Source organism: Pseudomonas sp. Z8(2022) (assembly GCF_025837155.1).
GTDB lineage: Bacteria > Pseudomonadota > Gammaproteobacteria > Pseudomonadales > Pseudomonadaceae > Aquipseudomonas.
In genome coordinates, this window is record NZ_CP107549.1 from 1,669,886 (window position 1) to 1,688,656 (window position 18,771).

Consider the following 18,771-nt stretch of genomic DNA (forward strand, 5'->3'; position numbering starts at 1 on the left):
TGCGATCCTCCTCACTTCTCGGGTCAGACAAGCACAAGATGTGGCGTGAAACCAAAATCCTGTTGATCGATGACAATGCTGCGCGTCGCCATGAGCTGGCGATCATTCTGAATTTTCTCGGGGAGGAGCACCTGGCTTGCACGAGCCAGGATTGGCGTAATGCGGTGGCGGAGCTAGGTTCCAGCCGGGAAGTGCTCAGCGTTCTGCTGGGTGATGTCGAAGCCAAGGGCGGCGCGCTGGAGCTGACCAAGCAGATCGCAGGCTGGGATGAGTTTCTGCCATTGCTGACGGTGGGGGAGTCGTCCATCAGTGAGTGGCCCGAGGACCTGCGCAGGCGTGTGCTGGCCAGCCTGGAGACGCCGCTCAGCTACAACAAGCTGCTCGATTCCCTGCATCGTGCCCAGGTCTATCGCGAGATGTACGACCAGGCCCGTGATCGTGGCCGGCAGCGTGAGCCCAATCTGTTCCGTAGCCTGGTCGGCACCAGTCGTGCCATCCAGCAGGTACGGCAGATGATGCAGCAGGTGGCCGATACCGAGGCCAGCGTCCTGATTCTCGGTGAGTCCGGAACCGGCAAGGAAGTGGTCGCGCGCAATCTGCACTATCACTCAAAACGCCGTGAAGCACCGTTCGTGCCGGTCAATTGCGGCGCCATCCCGGCCGAGTTGCTGGAAAGCGAGCTGTTCGGCCATGAAAAAGGTGCCTTCACTGGCGCCATCACCAGTCGGGCAGGGCGCTTCGAGCTGGCCAATGGCGGCACGCTGTTCCTCGACGAGATCGGCGACATGCCGTTGCCGATGCAGGTCAAGCTGCTGCGTGTGCTGCAGGAGCGCACCTTCGAGCGCGTGGGCAGCAACAAGACTCAGACCGCCGATGTACGCATCATCGCCGCGACGCACAAGAACCTGGAGAAGATGATCGAGGACGGCAGCTTCCGCGAGGATCTGTACTACCGCCTCAACGTGTTCCCCATCGAGATGGCGCCGCTGCGTGAGCGCATCGAAGACATTCCGCTGTTGATGAACGAGCTGATCTCGCGCATGGAACACGAGAAGCGCGGTTCCATTCGCTTCAACTCGGCTGCCATCATGTCGCTGTGTCGCCATGACTGGGCGGGCAACGTGCGTGAGCTGGCCAACCTGGTGGAACGCATGGCGATCATGCACCCCTATGGCGTGATCGGAGTGGGTGAGCTGCCGAAGAAATTCCGCCATGTCGATGACGAAGACGAGCAACTCGCGGCCAACCTGCGTGACGAGATGGAAGAGCGCGCGGCGATCATGGCCGGCCTGCCGGGGCTCGATACGCCGGCCATGCTGCCCCCGGAAGGTCTGGACCTGAAGGACTACCTCGGTAATCTGGAGCAGGGCCTCATTCAGCAGGCGCTGGATGATGCCGGTGGTGTGGTGGCGCGTGCTGCCGAGCGCCTGCGTATCCGCCGTACCACGTTGGTCGAGAAGATGCGCAAGTACGGCATGAGCCGCCGAGACGAGGATGGTCAGGACGAGGATTGATCCCTCAGCCGCAGGCCAGCAATAGGAAAAAGCCGGAGCTTTGACGCAAGCTCCGGCTTTGTTTTTTCAAGTCATTGAAAAATAAGGATAAAAAAGTAGGCACGGGGATTGCTAAAGCTCTTGTATCCGACCGTCTTCTGACGGTGCGTCGTATGAGAGAAACAGATGGAAGCCAACCGCCGTCCTACCGAGTCAGCCGAGCCGAGCGTTTCGGCGCCGCTCGAACAAGCCAGCCGCGCAGGACTGGAGCAGGCCTTTGCCCTGTTCAACCAGATGTCCAACCAGCTCAGCGAGTCCTACAGCCTGCTCGAGGCTCGGGTCAATGAGCTGAAGGGGCAGTTGGCGCTGGTCAGTGCTCAGCGTATGCAGGAGCTGGCAGAGAAGGAGCGCCTGGCGCATCGCCTGCAAAGCCTGCTGGACTTGCTGCCTGGCGGTGTGATCGTCATCGACGGCCAGGGCGTCGTGCGTGAAGCCAACCCGGTGGCGCGGGCACTGCTCGGTCAGCCATTGGTGGGCATGCTCTGGCGCCAGGTGATTGCCCGCAACTTCGCCCCGCGCGAAGACGATGGGCATGAAATCTCCATGCGCGATGGCCGTCGTCTGTCCATCGCCACACGTTCCCTGCATGGTGAGCCGGGGCAGCTTGTGCTTTTGACTGATCTGACGGAAACCCGTCGCCTGCAGGATCAGTTGTCTCGTCACGAACGTCTTTCGGCGCTGGGGCGAATGGTGGCTTCGCTCGCGCATCAGATCCGTACGCCACTGTCCGCTGCGCTGCTTTACGCCAGTCACCTCAATGAACAGGTGCTGCCCGCCGAACAGCAGCAGCGTTTCGCCGGGCGTTTGAAGGAGCGGCTGCACGAACTGGAGAACCAGGTGCGCGACATGCTGATCTTCGCCCGTGGCGAGCTGCCGCTGCCTGATCGCTTGTCACCATCGGCCCTATTCGATGCGCTGCGTGCCGCTGCCGACGCGCATGTGGGCGGGATGAGCGTGCGCTGGCAGTGCGATGTACGCGATGGCGAGTTGCTGTGCAATCGTGACACGCTGGTCGGCACCGTGCTCAACCTGATCGACAATGCCATTCAGGCGGCTGGTCGTGATGCGCATCTGAAGATTCATCTGTATCGCCGCGACAGCCAGCTGCGCCTGTGTGTCAGCGATAACGGGCCGGGGATGAGTCAGGAAACCCTGGCGCGTCTGGGCGAACCCTTCTTTACCACCAAGACCACCGGAACCGGCCTCGGTCTGGCGGTGGTCAAGGCAGTGGCGCGCGCCCATCAGGGCCAGCTGCTGCTGCAATCACGTGCAGGTCGTGGTACCTGCGCCATCGTTTCTCTGCCGCTGCTCGACGCAGCGACTCACTCGAATCAGGAGTAACCCATGGCTGCCAAAGTCCTGCTGGTTGAAGACGATCGCGCATTGCGCGAAGCCCTGGCCGATACCCTGTGCCTGGGCGGGCATGATTATCGGGCCGTCGATTGTGCCGAGGCGGCACTCGTTGCCCTGACCGAAGAGCCGTTCGGGCTGGTCGTCAGCGATGTCAATATGCCGGGCATGGATGGACATCAGCTGCTGGCGCAGATTCGCGCCCGTTATCCGCAACTGCCGGTACTGCTGATGACCGCCTTCGGCGCTGTGGAACGCGCGGTGGATGCCATTCGCCAGGGCGCGGCCGACTATCTGGTCAAACCGTTCGAGCCGCGCACGCTGCTGGAGCTGGTGGCCAGGCACGCCCTCGGCAAGATGACGGCGGGTGATCGTGACGGCCCCGTGGCGCTCGAGCCGGCCAGCGTGCAACTGCTGGAGCTGGCGTCGCGCGTCGCGCAGAGTGATTCGACGGTGATGATCACGGGCGAATCCGGTACGGGCAAGGAGGTGCTGGCGCGCTATATCCATCAGCAATCGCCGCGCGCATCCGGCCCCTTCATCGCCATCAACTGCGCGGCGATTCCCGACAACATGCTCGAGGCCACGTTGTTCGGCCACGAGAAGGGTGCGTTTACCGGTGCAGTCACCGCGCAGCCCGGCAAGTTCGAGCTGGCCGACGGCGGCACCATTCTGCTCGATGAAATTTCCGAAATGCCGCTGGGTTTGCAGGCCAAGCTGTTGCGCGTGCTGCAGGAGCGTGAGGTCGAGCGGGTAGGCGCACGCAAGCCGATCAGTCTGGACATCCGCGTGCTGGCCACCAGTAACCGTGATCTGGCCAGCGAAGTCGCTGCCGGGCGTTTCCGCGAAGACCTTTACTATCGTCTGTCGGTTTTCCCGCTGGCCTGGCGTCCGCTGCGTGAGCGGCCTGCCGATATTCTGCCGTTGGCCGAGCGCCTGCTGGCCAAGCACGTCAAAAAAATGAATCAGGCTCCGGTGCGCTTGTCAGAATCGGCCGCGCAGTGCCTGGCGCAGCATCAGTGGCCGGGCAACGTGCGCGAACTGGACAACGCCATTCAGCGCGCATTGATTTTGCAGCAGGGTGGCGTGATCCAGGCGCAGGATCTCTGCCTGCATGCGCCGATTGGGCAAACGGTGCAAAGCGCCGCGCCGAGGCTGGCGGTCGTACCGAGTGTAGCCTCGCCATTGCCACAACCGCTCGAGTCTTCAGGTGCGGTGGATTCCGGTGCTTTGGGCGAGGATCTTCGTCGCCGCGAATTCCAGGTGATCATCGATACCTTGCGCGCTGAGCGTGGCCGTCGCAAGGAGGCTGCCGAGCGCCTGGGGATCAGCCCGCGCACCCTGCGGTACAAGCTGGCGCAGATGCGTGATGCAGGCATGGATGTCGAGGCGTACCTCTACGCCAGCTGAGTCCTGACGCAGGAATGCCGCAGCCGGGTAGGTGCGGCGTTGCCCGTGCTGCACGCGTTCTGCCGGTTTGGTATATGGAGTCCACCCTGAACCTGCCGGCTGCCTCCTGCTCGCGGTTCAGGGTGGTCGTTTTCTCGTCCGCGTTCTCTTCTCTTCGTCATTCTGGCACCCTTGTTGCAAATACCTCTGCATAGCGCCGCTAGCGTCAAAAAGCGGGCAGTGGAGGAAGTCATGAGCCAGGGTGTTGAATTCAATCGCTTGATGCTGGAAATGCGAGCCATGCAGGCCGAGGCCATGGCCCGCCAGAAGCCGGCTGTCAGCGAGCCAGTGCCAGGGGCACCGAGCTTCTCGGAAATGCTCGGGCAGGCGGTGAACAAGGTCAACGAGACCCAGCAGGTTTCCAACAAGCTCGCGACTGCCTTCGAGATGGGGCAGAGCGGGGTCGATCTGACTGACGTGATGATCGCCTCGCAGAAGGCCAGCGTATCCTTTCAAGCCATGACCCAGGTGCGTAACAAGCTGGTCCAGGCTTATCAAGACATCATGCAGATGCCGGTCTGAGGGTTGATTCATGGCTGAAGCAGCAGTAGCAAACGTACCGGCCAAGGCCGAAGCAGACGAGCCGAAGAAGCCCCTGCTGGGTCTTGGTTTCCTGGAAAACCTCGCCGAGATGTCGGTGTTGCGTCAACTCGGCCTGCTGGTCGGTCTGGCGGCCAGTGTGGCGATCGGCTTTGCCGTGGTGCTGTGGTCGCAGCAGCCGGATTACCGTCCGCTCTACGGCAGCCTCAACGGTATGGATGCGACCCAGGTGGTCGAGACGCTGACCGCCTCCGGTATCGACTACACCATCGAACCCAACTCCGGCGCGCTGCTGGTCAAGGCTGATGATCTGGCGCGTGCGCGCATGCGTCTGGCAGCCACTGGCGTGGCACCCACCGACACCAGCGTCGGTTTCGAAATTCTCGACCGTGAACAGGGTCTGGGCACCAGCCAGTTCATGGAAGCAACCCGTTATCGCCGTGGTCTCGAGGGCGAGCTGGCGCGTACGGTTTCCAGCCTCAACAACGTCAAGGCGGCACGGGTGCACCTGGCCATGCCCAAGGCTTCGGTCTTCGTGCGTGACGAGCGCAAACCGTCCGCCTCGGTACTGGTCGAGCTCTATCCGGGACGCGCGCTTGAGCCGAGCCAGGTTATGGCCATTGTCAATCTGGTGGCCACCAGCGTGCCCGAACTGGACAAGGGCCAGGTCACCGTGGTGGATCAGAAGGGCAACCTGCTCTCGGATCAGCAGGAGCTCTCCGAGCTGACCATGGCGGGCAAGCAGTTCGACTACACCCGGCGTATGGAAAGCCTGTTCACCCAGCGTGTGCACAATATCCTGCAGCCGGTGCTGGGTAGCGGCCGCTACAAGGCCGAAGTGTCGGCTGACGTGGACTTCAGCTCGGTCGAGTCCACTTCCGAAATGTTCAACCCGGACCAGCCGGCACTGCGCAGCGAGCAGCAGGTCAACGAGCAGCGTCAGAGCAGCCTGCCACCGCAGGGCGTACCGGGTGCGCTGTCCAACCAGCCGCCGGGGCCGGCCAGTGCGCCCGAGCAGACCGGTGGTGCAGCAGGTCCGGCCGGCCCGGTAGCGGCGGGGCAGCCGCTGGTGGACGCCAACGGTCAGCAGATCATGGACCCGGCCACGGGCCTGCCGATGCTGGCGCCTTACCCGGCGGACAAGCGTGAACAGTCCACCCGCAACTTCGAACTGGACCGTTCCATCAGTTATACCCGTCAGCAGCAGGGGCGTCTGCGTCGCCTGTCGGTTGCGGTGGTGGTCGACGATCAGGTGCGTGTCGATCCGGCTACCGGCGAAACCACCCGGGTGCCGTGGACCGCCGACGACCTGGCGCGCTTTACCCGCCTGGTACAGGACTCGGTGGGCTTCGATGCCAGCCGTGGGGACAGCGTCAGTGTGATCAACACCGCCTTCACCGCCTCTCTGGGCGAGGAAATTCCCGATATTCCGTTCTACACCCAGCCCTGGTTCTGGGACATCGTCAAACAGGTGCTTGGCGTCCTGTTCATCCTGGTGCTGGTGTTCGGTGTGCTGCGTCCGGTGCTCAACAACATCACCGGCGGCGGCAAGGGCAAGGAACTGGCTGAAGCCGGCGACGTGGAACTTGGCGAGATGGCCGGTCTGGATGGCGAGCTGTCCGAAGACCGCGTCAGCCTCGGCGGGCCGCAGAGCATACTGCTGCCGAGCCCCAGTGAGGGGTATGATGCGCAGCTGAGCGCTATCAAGAGTCTGGTGGCGGAAGATCCTGGCCGCGTAGCCCAGGTCGTCAAAGAGTGGATCAACGCCGATGAGTGACAATCGTACCGCTACCAAACTGACCAAGGTCGACAAGGCCGCGATTCTGCTGCTGTCGCTGGGTGAGACCGATGCCGCGCAGGTGCTGCGCCATCTGGGGCCGAAGGAAGTGCAGCGTGTCGGCGTTGCGATGGCCGGCATGCGCAACATTCATCGCGAGCAGGTCGAGCAGGTGATGGCCGAGTTCGTCGATATCGTCGGCGACCAGACCAGCCTTGGCGTCGGTGCCGATGGCTACATCCGCAAGATGCTTACCCAGGCGCTGGGCGAGGACAAGGCGGGCAACCTGATCGACCGCATCCTGCTCGGTGGCAGCACCAGTGGTCTGGACAGCCTGAAGTGGATGGAGCCGCGCGCCGTTGCCGACGTGATTCGCTACGAACACCCGCAGATCCAGGCCATCGTCGTCGCCTATCTGGACCCGGACCAGGCTGGCGAGGTGCTCAGCCACTTCGATCACAAGGTGCGCCTGGACATCATCCTGCGCGTGTCTTCGCTGAACACCGTGCAGCCGTCTGCGCTCAAGGAACTCAACCAGATTCTCGAGAAGCAGTTCTCCGGCAGTGCCAACACCACGCGTGCCACCATGGGTGGCGTCAAACGTGCGGCGGACATCATGAACTTCCTCGACAGTTCGGTGGAAGGACAGCTGATGGATTCGATTCGCGAAGTGGACGAAGACCTGTCGGCGCAGATCGAGGATCTGATGTTCGTCTTCGACAACCTGGCCGATGTCGACGACCGTGGCATCCAGGCGCTGATGCGCGAAGTTTCCTCCGAAGTGCTGGTGCTGGCGCTCAAGGGCGCCGACGACGCGATCAAGGAAAAGGTGTTCAAGAACATGTCCAAACGCGCGGCCGAGTTGCTGCGCGACGATCTGGAAGCCAAGGGCCCGGTGCGCGTCAGCGACGTCGAGGCCGCGCAGAAGGAAATTCTTACCATCGCCCGGCGCATGGCCGAGGCCGGAGAGATCGTGCTCGGTGGCAAGGGCGGCGAGGAGATGGTTTAAGCCATGGCAGCCAAGGAGCCTGAGAGCGAACTGATTCGCGCCAAGGATCTGGGCACCGTCGATCGCTGGGCACTGCCCAGCTTCGACGCACAGGTTGAAGAGCCGGTCGAAGACGATGTTCCGGCCGAAGAGCCTGCTCCTGTCGAGGCCGAAGATCAGGACGCCGGGCAGGTCGAAGAGATCGCCATCGAGGATGTCAAACCGCTGACGCTCGATGAGCTCGAAGCCATCCGCCAGGATGCCTACAACGAAGGTTTTGCCACCGGTGAGAAGGACGGCTTTCATGCCGGCCAGATCAAGGCCAGGCAGGAGGCCGACGCCGCCCTGGCGCTCAAGATCGACAGCCTGGAAAAGCTCATGACGCAGCTGTTCGATCCGATTGCCGAGCAGGATCAGCAGATGGAAGTGGCCATGGTGCGCCTGGTCAGCCATATGGTCCGCGAGGTGATTCAGCGCGAGCTGCAGATCGACTCCAGCCAGATTCGCCAGGTACTGCGCGAGGCGCTCAAGCTCCTGCCCATGGGCGCGGACAACGTGCGTATTCAGGTCAATCCGCAGGACTTCGAAACCATCAGGGCATTGCGCGAGCGTCATGAGGAGAGCTGGCGCATTCTCGAAGACGACAGTCTGTTGCCTGGTGGTTGCCGCATCGAGTCGGAGCACAGCCGGATCGACGCCAGCGTCGAGACGCGCATGGCGCAGGCGCTCAAGCAACTGTTCGAGCAGCAGCGGGCGCAGAGCACTCAGCTGCCGGAGGCGGACATCAGCCTGGACCTGGATGGCGGCGATGCGTCTTGACCGCGTGAGCTTCGCCCGGCGTCTGGGGGGCTACAGCGATGCGATCAGCCTTCCCAGCCAGCCCGTACTCGAGGGGCGTCTTCTGCGTATGGTCGGTCTCACCCTTGAGGCCGAAGGTCTGCGTGCAGCCGTTGGCAGCCGCTGCCTGGTGATCAATGACGACAGTTACCACCCGGTCCAGGTCGAGGCCGAGGTGATGGGCTTTTCCGCGGGCAAGATCTACCTCATGCCCGTGGGCAGTCTGGCCGGCATCGCGCCGGGCGCGCGCGTGGTACCGCTGCCGGATGCCGGGCGTCTGCCCATGGGCATGTCGATGCTCGGCCGCGTGCTCGATGGCGCCGGCCGCGCGCTGGACGGCAAGGGCAGGATGAAAGCCGAGGATTGGGTGCCGATGGACGGCCCCACCATCAACCCGCTCAACCGTGACCCCATCAGTCAGCCTCTGGATGTCGGTATTCGTTCGATCAACGGCTTGCTTACCGTCGGGCGCGGCCAGCGCCTGGGGCTGTTTGCCGGTACCGGTGTCGGCAAGTCGGTGTTGCTGGGCATGATGACGCGCTTTACCGAGGCCGAGATCATCGTCGTCGGCTTGATCGGGGAGCGGGGACGCGAGGTCAAGGAGTTCATCGACGAGATTCTCGGGGAAGAAGGCCTCAAACGCTCCGTCGTCGTCGCCTCGCCGGCCGATGACGCGCCGCTGATGCGGTTGCGCGCGGCGCAGTACTGCACCCGCATCGCCGAATATTTCCGTGACAAGGGCAAGAACGTCCTGTTGCTGATGGATTCGCTGACGCGTTATGCCCAGGCGCAGCGCGAAATCGCCCTGGCCATTGGTGAGCCGCCGGCTACCAAGGGCTATCCGCCTTCAGTCTTCGCCAAGTTGCCCAAGCTGGTCGAGCGTGCCGGTAACGCCGAGGCCGGTGGTGGCTCGATCACCGCTTTCTATACCGTGCTGAGCGAGGGCGATGACCAGCAGGACCCCATCGCCGATGCCGCGCGCGGGGTGCTCGATGGTCACTTCGTTCTGTCCCGGCGCCTGGCGGAGGAGGGGCACTATCCGGCGATCGATATCGAGTCCTCGATCAGCCGGGTCATGCCGCAGGTGGTGCCACCGGAGCAACTCAGGCAGGCGCAGCGTTTCAAGCAGTTGTGGTCACGCTACCAGCAGAGTCGCGACCTGATCAGTGTCGGCGCCTATGTACCGGGGGGCGACGCGGACACCGATCTGGCCATCGCACGTCAGCCAGCCATGGCTCAGTATCTGCGCCAGGCGCTCGATGAAAGCGTGGGTATGCCGCAAAGCCGTGAGCAATTGGCCGCCGTGCTGGGGCAATGATGGTGCTGGAAAAGGTTCTTTTCCCTGTTGTTGAGGCCGTGGCGCAATGAGTCTCAGCCGCGCCAGACGCTTGCAGCCGGTTGTCGAAATGGCGCAGAAGGCCGAACGCGAGGCTGCGCGTCAGCTTGGCCACTGCCAGGGGCTGGTAGGGCAGGCCGAGGCCAAACTGGGGGAGCTGGAGCGTTTTCGTGGCGACTATCAGCAGCAGTGGATCAGCGAGGGCAGCAAGGGCGTTTCCGGCCAGTGGCTAATGAACTACCAGCGTTTCCTGTCACAGCTGGAAACGGCGGTTGGCCAGCAGCAGCAGAGTCTGGAATGGCATCGTGCCAACCTGGAAAAGGTGCGCGCCGTGTGGCAGCAGCGTTACGCTCGCCTCGAGGGGCTGCGCAAACTGGTTCAGCGTTATATCGATGAAGCCCGCCTGGCCGAGGACAAGCGCGAGCAGAAACTGCTCGATGAGCTGGCGCAGCGTCTGATCGATCGCGGCGAGTCCTGATCGGCTTGGGCCCGTGCAGCGCCACGCCAGTGCAGCGAGCCACGCTCTTCTGAAAACCTGCGAACGCGCTGCTTCCCCCGCGGATTTACTTGATTGCCCCGGCCCGGCAGTTTTCAGGCGCACCTGAAAGTTGTTTCGTCATCTGCCAAATGCTACATCTGCAGTCGTCAATCGACCCATCCGGCAAAGTCTCTGCAAAGGAGTAGACATGCCCATCACCTCGCAACCGTCGGCGGACGGGCAAGAGCTGACCATCGTGATTCGAGGGCGCTTCGACTTCGCCTCCCACCAGGAATTTCGTGACGCCTACGAGCGCGTCAACGTGACACCCAAGCGCTATCGGGTCGATCTGAGCGACACCACCTACCTGGACAGCTCGGCGCTGGGCATGTTGCTGCTCCTGCGTGATCACGCTGGCGGTGATTCGGCGCAGATCAGTCTGGTCAACTGCAGCGGTGATGTGCGCAAGATTCTCGCCATCTCCAACTTCGAGCAGCTGTTTCAGATCAGCTGATGCCTGATCGTCTTGCGATCCTGATCGCCGAGGACAACGCAGCCGATCGCATGCTGCTGTCCACCATCGTCAGCCGTCAGGGGCATCGCGTGCTCACCGCCCGCAATGGCCTGGAGGCGGTCGCCCTGTTCGAGCAGGAGCGTCCGCATCTGGTCCTGATGGATGCACTGATGCCGGTGATGGACGGCTTCGAGGCGGCGCGCCGGATCAAGGCGCAGGCCGGTGAGGCGTTGGTGCCGATCATCTTTCTCACCTCGCTGAGCGAAAACGAAGCGCTGGTGCGGTGCCTGGAAGCGGGTGGCGACGACTTTCTCGCCAAGCCCTACAACCGGGTGATACTCGAAGCCAAGATCGGCGCGATGGATCGACTACGCCGCCTGCATGGCACGGTGCTGCAGCAGCGGGACCTGATCGCCCGGCACAACGAGCACCTGCTGCGCGAGCAGCACGTGGCCAAGGCGGTATTCGACAAGGTGGCGCATTCCGGCTGTCTGGATGCGCCGAACATCCGTTACATGCAATCGCCCTATGCGCTGTTCAATGGCGATCTGCTGCTGGCAGCCTACAAGCCATCCGGCGGCATGCATGTGATGCTCGGCGACTTCACCGGACATGGGCTGCCCGCAGCCATTGGCGCCATGCCGCTGGCCGAGTTGTTCTACGGCATGACAGCCAAGGGCCACACGCTGGCCGAGATCCTTCGCGAGATCAACGCCAAGCTCAAGCGCATCCTGCCGGTTGGCGTGTTCTGCTGCGCCACCCTGCTCAACATCAGCAGCAAGCGCGGTCTGCTTGAGGTATGGAATGGCGGGTTGCCGGATGGGTATCTGCTGCATGCCGATGGGCGTCCACGTCAGCCACTGGTATCACGTCATCTGCCGCTGGGTATTCTCGAGCCTGAGGGGTTCAGTGATCGCTGCGAGATTTACCCGCTGGCGCCGGGCGATCGAATTTTTCTGCTCACTGACGGCGTGTTCGAAACCAGTGACCAGCATGGTCAGTCGTTCGGCGAGCAGCGTCTGCTCGCGCTACTGGAGGCCAATCGTCAGCCGCAGGCACTGTTCGAGGAAGTCCAGCAGGCCCTGGTGGCCTTCCGCGGCGAGCAGCAGGACGATGTCAGCCTGGTCCAGGTCGGACTCGCCGAGGACGAGCACTCCCGGCCACTGGCCTTTGCCGACAGCGGGCAGAGCAGCGTGATGGACTGGTCGGCCAGTTTCGAGTTTCGTGCGCTGAGCCTGCGGCATTTCAATCCTCTGCCGTTCCTGCTGCAGTTGCTGCTGGACGTGCAGGCGTTACGCCCGCGCGGTGGCGAGTTGTATACGGTGCTTTCCGAGCTCTATTCCAACGCGCTGGAGCACGGCCTGATGGGGTTGGACTCCTCGCTAAAGCGGGATGCCGGTGGTTTTGCCGAGTACTACCGCGAGCGGCGGTTGCGCCTGGCGTCGTTGCATGATGGCTACGTGCGCTTTCACCTGCGGATGTTGCCGGAGGGAAATGGCGGTCGCCTGGTCGTCGAGGTGGAGGACAGCGGGCCCGGATTCGATCCTGCCAGGACCACGGCAACGAAGGATGATGCGCTCTGCGGGCGCGGGCTGGCGCTGGTCCGTGAACTGAGCGACGGTTTTGCCTGCAGCCCCGATGGCCGGGGCGTCAGCGTGGAGTTTTGCTGGTCTACTGAGGCATAATCCGAACCTTGATGCTCAGGGAGTGACCCGGTGTCCGATATCCATCTCGATGATGCCGTCCTGGCGTCCCTGCAGGACGTCATGGAAGACGAATACCCCATCCTGCTCGATACCTTCGTTGCCGACTCCGAGGAACGTGTGCGTTTGCTCCATCGGGCTCTGGCCGAAGGCGACGCGCAAGGCTTGCGCCTGGCTGCACACAGCTTCAAGGGCAGTTGCAGCAACATGGGCGCGGTGCTGTTGGCCAGTCTGTGCAAGGAGCTTGAAGACGCGGGACGCCGCGAGGCGCTGGAGCAGGCACCGGCACTGATAGAACAGATCGAGCGCGAGTTCGCCATCGTGCGCATCCTGTTCAAGTCCGAGCGTCAACGCTATCGCGTCTGAGCGCTTTTCACGAGTTGGCCCGTCCTTTGCTCTGATCCCGTCACGACCCATCAGACGGAGAGCGACCATGTCCGCGTTGCCCGATATTCGCCTGCAGGCCACGCCTGAGGCGAAGAGCAAAGCGAAGCAGCCGGCCAAAGCCCCGGAACCCGGCAAGAACGGTGCTTCCAGCTTCGCCGAGGTATATGCCAAGGAGCGTCAGGCCAAGCCTGGCGAGCGCGCAGGTAGTACCGACAAATCCAGCCAGACACAAAAGTCCGCGTCGGCTCCGGGGGAGCCTGGTGCCGCCCCGCCTGCCGCCGAGCAGCCTGCAGTTGCCGCTTCCGGCAATTCCTTGCCGAACCAGGAGGTGGCTGAAGAGGAACTTGATCCCTTGCTGGCCATGGCCTTGAGCGGTATTCAGGTTCAGGGGGAGAATCCGGTAACTGAGGAGTCGCCCGAGATGCCTGCTCTGGTGATTACCGGGGCTGCTGAAGAGGCCACGGCAGTGCTGGACGAGGACGCACTCGACCCGTTGGCGCTGCTCAAGCAATCGACGGATGAGGCCAAGGCCCAGTCTCCGCAAGATGCAGCGGCCAAGAGCGCCAAGGTCGCCACCAGTACCGACTTTGCCGCGGCCATGGCAGCGATGGGCAAGGGCGAGGAGGAGGGTGAGAGCAGTGAGGCAACGCAGGACCAGCCATTGGAAAGCCTGGCCAAGGATGCTCTCGAGAGTCTCAAGGACAGCGTTCAGTCCAATCGCCCTGATCAGTTCGTCAGCAAGCTCAATGCGTTGACCCAGGCGCTCAACCATCAGGCCGGTGGCGCGCAGCGCCTGCCGCTGGTTCCGGGGCAACCGGTGGCGATGCAGCAGGGCGGCTGGAGTGAGGCGGTGGTGGATCGCGTCATGTGGCTGTCCAGCCAGAACCTCAAATCGGCTGAAATTCAGCTCGACCCGGCTGAGCTGGGGCGCCTCGAGGTACGCGTGAATCTGTCTCAGGACCAGGCCCAGGTGACGTTCGCCAGCCCCAACGCCAGCGTACGCGATGCGCTGGAGGGGCAGATGCACCGTCTACGGGAGCTGTTTGCCCAGCAAGGCATGAACCTGGCCGACGCCAACGTTTCCGATCAGTCGCTCAATCGTGGCTGGCAGGGGCAGGGCGAAGGTGGCCGCAGTGGCTCCGGTTCGAACGATGGTCTGCTCGCAGGCGATGAGTTGTCGCCCGCGGCTCATCAGGAGGTGCGCAGCGAGCGACTGACCGCGGGGCGTGGTCTGGTGGACTACTACGCCTGAGCGGGCTTCGCCGGAGCACCGGATAGCGCAGCATCGCATCAGCCAATGTCCGGCTATTAGTACCACTCCGCTAGACTTGCATTCGCCCGGGTTGCCGAAAGGTGCTCGGGCGAATGCATTTTGGGTGACAGCAAGCGGCTGGCGCTGTTAAATCCGCAGCCCAGAGTTAGACAAGCCTGCTCATATGCTGGCATAACACTTGCTCCTAACCCTTTGAATGCGGAAAGAACCTGGGTAGTGACGGATTATTGGCATGGCTAAGAACGATGCGGCATCGGCTGCCGATGGACAACCTGGCGGCAAGGGCAAGCTCAAACTCATCATCCTGATGGTGGTGGGACTGCTTCTGGCCGTGGGCCTTTCCGTTGGCGGCACCTGGTTCGTTCTCAGCAAGGGCGACAAGCAGGGAGAGGCCACTCCGGCGCAAACCGTTGCGGCTGCCCCGGTTCGACAGCCGGCCCTGTACCAGGAGCTGATGCCTGCCTTCGTGGTCAATTTCAATTACCAGAATCGCGCCCGCTATCTGCAGGTGAGCATGGCCCTGATGAGTCGTGACGCTGCAGGGATGGAGAAGCTAAAGGTACATATGCCTGTGTTGCGCAACCGTCTGGTGATGCTCTTGTCCAGTCAGGATTTCGGCGCTCTGCAGACGCCGCTGGGCAAGGAGATGCTCCTGCAGCAGGCATTGGCCAGCGTGCAGGAGCTGGCGCAGAAGGAAACCGGCAGCACCGTGGTCGAGCAGGTGCTGTTCACCAATTTCGTGTTGCAGTAGCGGGAGCCGAAGATGGCCGTGCAAGACCTGCTTTCCCAGGACGAGATCGATGCGCTGTTGCATGGCGTCGACGACGGCCTGGTGGAAACCGAGGACGCCGCAGAGCCGGGTAGCGTCAAGCAATATGACCTGACCAGCCAGGACCGCATCGTCCGTGGGCGGATGCCGACCCTGGAGATGATCAACGAGCGTTTCGCCCGTTACACGCGCATCAGCATGTTCAACCTGCTGCGTCGCTCGGCCGATGTCGCCGTCGGTGGCGTTCAGGTGATGAAGTTCGGCGAATACGTGCATTCGCTGTATGTGCCCACCAGCCTCAACCTGGTGAAGATGAAACCCTTGCGCGGTACCGGGCTGTTCATCCTCGACGCCAAGCTGGTGTTCAAGCTGGTGGACAACTTCTTTGGCGGTGACGGTCGTCATGCCAAGATCGAAGGTCGCGAGTTCACCCCCACCGAGTTGCGTGTGGTGCGCATGGTGCTCGACCAGGCCTTTGTCGACCTGCGCGAGGCCTGGCATGCGGTGATGGACATCAATTTCGAGTACGTCAACTCCGAGGTCAATCCGGCGCTGGCCAACATCGTCAGCCCCAGCGAAGTGATCGTGGTGTCGACCTTCCATATCGAGCTGGATGGTGGCGGCGGCGATCTGCACATCACCATGCCGTACTCGATGATCGAGCCGATCCGCGAGATGCTCGATGCCGGCTTCCAGTCCGATGTCGATGATCAGGACGAGCGCTGGATCAAGGCCCTGCGCGAAGACATTCTCGACGTCAGCGTACCGCTGGCTGCCACGGTGGCGCGCCGTCAGTTGAAGCTGCGCGACATCCTGCACATGCAGCCGGGTGACGTGATCCCGGTGGAGCTGCCGGAGAATGTGGTGATGCGTGCCAACGGCGTGCCGACGTTCAAGGTCAAGCTGGGTGCACACAAGGGCAATCTGGCCCTGCAGGTGCTGGAGCCAATCGAACGCCAGCGCTGAGGCGCTGGAACTCAGTGGGGTCGGCAGACCCGATGTAAACGAATAGCTGAAGCCAGGCGAGGAAAGACGATGGCAGACGAAGAAAACACCACCCCCGAGGAACAGGCGCTGGCCGATGAGTGGGCCGCCGCGCTGGCCGAGGCGGGCGATGCAGGACAGGACGATATCGATGCGATGCTGGCCGCACAGGCACAGGCACAGGCACCGGCACAGCCGGCAGCCCCGCGTGCGCCGATGGAGGAATTTGGCAGTGCGCCGCCGCCCAGCAACAATCTGCCTGCCAACCTGGATGGCCCTAATCTGGACGTGATTCTGGATATTCCGGTCTCCATTTCCATGGAAGTGGGCAATACCGACATCACCATCCGTAATCTGCTGCAGCTGAACCAGGGCTCGGTGATCGAGCTCGACCGTCTGGCTGGCGAGCCGCTCGATGTGCTGGTCAACGGCACGCTGATCGCCCACGGTGAGGTAGTGGTGGTCAACGAGAAGTTCGGCATCCGTCTTACCGACGTGATCAGCCCCAGCGAACGTATCAAGAAACTGCGCTGACCATGACTCGACTTCTTGCACTGCTGTTGGCCCTGCCCGGTCTCGCACTGGCCGCCGAACCCGCCGGCAAGGCTGCCACTCCGATGGCGGGCAGCGACATCGCCGGCCAACTCGGCCAATTGCTGCTGGGGCTGCTGCTGGTCATCGGCCTGATCTTCGTCCTGGCCTGGTTGCTACGCCGCGTGCAGCAACTGGCACCGCGCGGCGGGCAGGTGATCAAGCTGCTGGCCACGCAACCGCTGGGGCCGCGTGACCGACTGGTGCTGGTGCAGGTGGGCAACGAGCAGATTCTGCTCGGCCTTTCGGCCGGGCGTATCACGCCGTTGCATGTGCTCGGGGAGCCGGTACACCTGCCCGACGCCGAGCCGGCCACGCCGGAGTTCGCCCAGCGCCTGATGGAGCTGCTGGGCAAGGATCAGAAGGACAAATCCTGATGCTGCGCTTGTTGCTGGTGCTGGTGCTGAGCCTGGCCGCCTCACTGGCGTTCGCCGAAGATCCGCCCGGCGCCACCTCGCTGATTCAGCAGGGCAACAGCCCGCTGTCGATTCCGGCCATCACCCTGTCGACGGACGCGGAAGGCCAGCAGGAATACTCGGTCAGCCTGCAGATACTGCTGATCATGACGGCGCTGAGTTTCATCCCGGCGTTCGTCATGCTGATGACCAGCTTCACCCGGATCATCATCGTCTTCTCCATCCTGCGTCAGGCGCTGGGCCTGCAGCAGACGCCGTCGAACCAGATCCTGGTCGGCCTGGCACTGTTTCTGACCCTGTTCATCATGGCGCCGATATTCGACCGGATTAACAGCGATGCCCTGCAGCCCTATCTCAACGAGGAGATCGTCGCTCAGGAGGCACTGAAGCGCGCCGAGCTACCCATCCGCGACTTCATGCTGGCGCAGACCCGTGAGAGCGACCTGGCGCTGTTCGTGCGGCTGTCCAAGCGTACCGACTTGGCAGGCGTCGAGGACGTGCCGCTGACCATCCTGGTGCCTGCGTTCGTCACCTCCGAGCTGAAAACCGCGTTCCAGATCGGCTTCATGATCTTCATCCCGTTTCTGATCATCGACATGGTGGTTGCCAGTATCCTCATGGCGATGGGCATGATGATGCTCTCGCCCCTGATCATCTCCCTGCCGTTCAAGATCATGCTGTTTGTCCTGGTTGACGGCTGGGCGCTGATCATGGGTACTCTGGCCGCCAGTTTCGGCACGATATAGCGAGGCTCCCGATGACTCCCGAGGTGGCGGTTGACCTGTTTCGCGAAGCGCTCTGGCTGATCGTGCTGATCGTCGGCTTAGCGGTGGTGCCGAGCCTGTTGGTCGGTCTGATCGTGGCCATGTTCCAGGCCGCCACACAGATCAACGAACAGACGTTGAGCTTTCTGCCACGCCTGATGGTGATGCTGTGCACGCTGATCTGGGCCGGCCCGTGGCTTGTGAGCCAGCTGATGGAGTACACCCAGACGCTGATCCAGAACATTCCGTACCTCATCGGTTGAGGGGCGGGGCGCGATGCTGGAGTTGAGCAACGAGCAGATCAGCGGCTGGGTCGGTCAGTTCCTACTGCCGTTGTTCCGTATTGCCGCGATGTTGATGGTGATGCCGATCATCGGCACCCAGCTGGTGCCGACCCGTGTGCGCCTGTACCTGGCGCTGGCCATCAGCGTCTTGCTGGTGCCGAGCTTGCCGCCGATGCCGCAGGTCGACGCGCTGAGCCTGCGCAGCCTGTTGCTGATCCTCGAGCAGGTGCTGATCGGCGCCATGTTCGGCTTCATCCTGCAGCTGTTCTTTCATCTGTTCACCGTTGCCGGGCAGATCATTGCCATGCAGATGGGCCTGGGCTTCGCCTCCATGGTCGATCCGAGCAATGGCGTTTCCGTGCCGGTGCTTGGTCAGTTCATGCTGATGCTGGTGACCTTGCTGTTCCTGGCCATCAACGGCCATCTGGTGGCGCTGGAAATTCTGGCCGAAAGTTTTGTCGCCTTGCCCTCGGGGCAGGGGCTGATGGTCAATCATTACTGGACGCTGGCCGGCAAACTGAGCTGGGTGATCGGCGCCGGTCTGTTGCTGACTCTGCCAATGGTGACCGCACTGCTGGTGATCAACCTGTCCTTCGGCGTGATGACCCGCGCCGCGCCGCAGCTCAACATCTTCAGCATCGGCTTTCCCCTGACCCTGGCCCTCGGTCTGGTGATCTTCTGGGTGGGCCTTTCCGATTTCGGCAGCCTGTTTCAGGCGCTGGCCAGCGAAGCCCTGCAGCAACTGGGCGAATTCGCGTTGACGCGATGAGAGGCGAGC

The 18,771-nt window shown here is 62.7% G+C and carries 20 protein-coding genes; all 20 read left to right on the forward strand.

The genetic code is table 11. The annotated features are described in order from the left end of the window. Positions 1 to 38 precede the first annotated feature (38 nt). The 20 genes from OEG79_RS07930 to fliR all read left to right on the forward strand — a co-directional run bounded on the left by OEG79_RS07930 (position 39) and on the right by fliR (position 18,762). Positions 39 to 1,514: a sigma-54 dependent transcriptional regulator gene (locus tag OEG79_RS07930; RefSeq protein ID WP_264148227.1), complete on the forward strand. Its 1,476-nt coding sequence runs from the start codon at positions 39 to 41 to the stop codon at positions 1,512 to 1,514. 165 nt (positions 1,515 to 1,679) lie between these two features. Continuing rightward, positions 1,680 to 2,894 carry a sensor histidine kinase gene (locus tag OEG79_RS07935; protein WP_264148228.1) on the forward strand — a complete coding sequence of 405 codons (1,215 nt, stop codon included), beginning with the start codon at positions 1,680 to 1,682 and terminating at the stop codon, positions 2,892 to 2,894. Positions 2,895 to 2,897: 3 nt separating this feature from the next. Then, on the forward strand, positions 2,898 to 4,313 hold the full coding sequence (gene fleR / locus OEG79_RS07940) for a sigma-54-dependent response regulator transcription factor FleR (protein ID WP_264148229.1): 1,416 nt from the start codon (positions 2,898 to 2,900) through the stop codon (positions 4,311 to 4,313). A 231-nt stretch (positions 4,314 to 4,544) separates the two neighbouring features. Next, on the forward strand, positions 4,545 to 4,874 hold the full coding sequence (gene fliE / locus OEG79_RS07945) for a flagellar hook-basal body complex protein FliE (protein WP_264148230.1): 330 nt from the start codon (positions 4,545 to 4,547) through the stop codon (positions 4,872 to 4,874). Positions 4,875 to 4,884: 10 nt separating this feature from the next. Beyond that, positions 4,885 to 6,669, forward strand: a complete 1,785-nt coding sequence (gene fliF / locus OEG79_RS07950) for a flagellar basal-body MS-ring/collar protein FliF (protein WP_264148231.1) — start codon at positions 4,885 to 4,887, stop codon at positions 6,667 to 6,669. Then, on the forward strand, positions 6,662 to 7,678 hold the full coding sequence (fliG, locus tag OEG79_RS07955; RefSeq protein ID WP_264148232.1) for a flagellar motor switch protein FliG: 1,017 nt from the start codon (positions 6,662 to 6,664) through the stop codon (positions 7,676 to 7,678). Before fliF ends, fliG begins: the two co-directional genes overlap by 8 nt. A gap of 3 nt (positions 7,679 to 7,681) precedes the next feature. Further along, on the forward strand, positions 7,682 to 8,476 hold the full coding sequence (fliH, locus tag OEG79_RS07960) for a flagellar assembly protein FliH (protein WP_264148233.1): 795 nt from the start codon (positions 7,682 to 7,684) through the stop codon (positions 8,474 to 8,476). Continuing rightward, a complete protein-coding gene (gene fliI / locus OEG79_RS07965; protein WP_264148234.1) occupies positions 8,466 to 9,812 on the forward strand; it encodes a flagellar protein export ATPase FliI in 1,347 nt (448 codons plus the stop codon). The genes fliH and fliI overlap by 11 nt, the downstream gene beginning before the upstream one ends. Before the next feature lie 46 nt (positions 9,813 to 9,858). After that, complete coding sequence (gene fliJ / locus OEG79_RS07970) at positions 9,859 to 10,308, forward strand: flagellar export protein FliJ (protein ID WP_264148235.1); 450 nt, start codon at positions 9,859 to 9,861, stop codon at positions 10,306 to 10,308. A gap of 208 nt (positions 10,309 to 10,516) precedes the next feature. After that, positions 10,517 to 10,822, forward strand: a complete 306-nt coding sequence (locus OEG79_RS07975; RefSeq protein WP_264148236.1) for an STAS domain-containing protein — start codon at positions 10,517 to 10,519, stop codon at positions 10,820 to 10,822. Continuing rightward, positions 10,822 to 12,507, forward strand: a complete 1,686-nt coding sequence (locus OEG79_RS07980) for a fused response regulator/phosphatase (protein ID WP_264148237.1) — start codon at positions 10,822 to 10,824, stop codon at positions 12,505 to 12,507. The genes OEG79_RS07975 and OEG79_RS07980 overlap by 1 nt, the downstream gene beginning before the upstream one ends. A gap of 30 nt (positions 12,508 to 12,537) precedes the next feature. Continuing rightward, positions 12,538 to 12,891: an Hpt domain-containing protein gene (locus OEG79_RS07985; RefSeq protein ID WP_264148238.1), complete on the forward strand. Its 354-nt coding sequence runs from the start codon at positions 12,538 to 12,540 to the stop codon at positions 12,889 to 12,891. Positions 12,892 to 12,958: 67 nt separating this feature from the next. Continuing rightward, positions 12,959 to 14,164, forward strand: coding sequence for a flagellar hook-length control protein FliK (locus tag OEG79_RS07990; RefSeq protein ID WP_264148239.1), 1,206 nt, complete (start codon positions 12,959 to 12,961; stop codon positions 14,162 to 14,164). 253 nt (positions 14,165 to 14,417) lie between these two features. Continuing rightward, the gene (fliL, locus tag OEG79_RS07995) at positions 14,418 to 14,936 is read left to right on the forward strand and encodes a flagellar basal body-associated protein FliL (protein ID WP_264148240.1); all 519 of its coding nucleotides are present in this window, start codon (positions 14,418 to 14,420) and stop codon (positions 14,934 to 14,936) included. A gap of 12 nt (positions 14,937 to 14,948) precedes the next feature. Next, positions 14,949 to 15,920, forward strand: a complete 972-nt coding sequence (gene fliM / locus OEG79_RS08000; protein WP_264148241.1) for a flagellar motor switch protein FliM — start codon at positions 14,949 to 14,951, stop codon at positions 15,918 to 15,920. A 69-nt stretch (positions 15,921 to 15,989) separates the two neighbouring features. Beyond that, complete coding sequence (gene fliN / locus OEG79_RS08005; protein ID WP_264148242.1) at positions 15,990 to 16,472, forward strand: flagellar motor switch protein FliN; 483 nt, start codon at positions 15,990 to 15,992, stop codon at positions 16,470 to 16,472. Between the two features lie 2 nt (positions 16,473 to 16,474). Then, the gene (fliO, locus tag OEG79_RS08010) at positions 16,475 to 16,906 is read left to right on the forward strand and encodes a flagellar biosynthetic protein FliO (protein ID WP_264148243.1); all 432 of its coding nucleotides are present in this window, start codon (positions 16,475 to 16,477) and stop codon (positions 16,904 to 16,906) included. Then, positions 16,906 to 17,691, forward strand: a complete 786-nt coding sequence (gene fliP, locus OEG79_RS08015; RefSeq protein WP_264148244.1) for a flagellar type III secretion system pore protein FliP — start codon at positions 16,906 to 16,908, stop codon at positions 17,689 to 17,691. The genes fliO and fliP overlap by 1 nt, the downstream gene beginning before the upstream one ends. Positions 17,692 to 17,702: 11 nt before the next feature. Continuing rightward, positions 17,703 to 17,972 (forward strand): flagellar biosynthesis protein FliQ, encoded by a 270-nt coding sequence (gene fliQ, locus OEG79_RS08020; RefSeq protein ID WP_264148245.1) that lies wholly within the window; start codon positions 17,703 to 17,705, stop codon positions 17,970 to 17,972. A 13-nt stretch (positions 17,973 to 17,985) separates the two neighbouring features. Then, positions 17,986 to 18,762 carry a flagellar biosynthetic protein FliR gene (gene fliR / locus OEG79_RS08025; protein ID WP_264148246.1) on the forward strand — a complete coding sequence of 259 codons (777 nt, stop codon included), beginning with the start codon at positions 17,986 to 17,988 and terminating at the stop codon, positions 18,760 to 18,762. Positions 18,763 to 18,771: the final 9 nt, after the last annotated feature.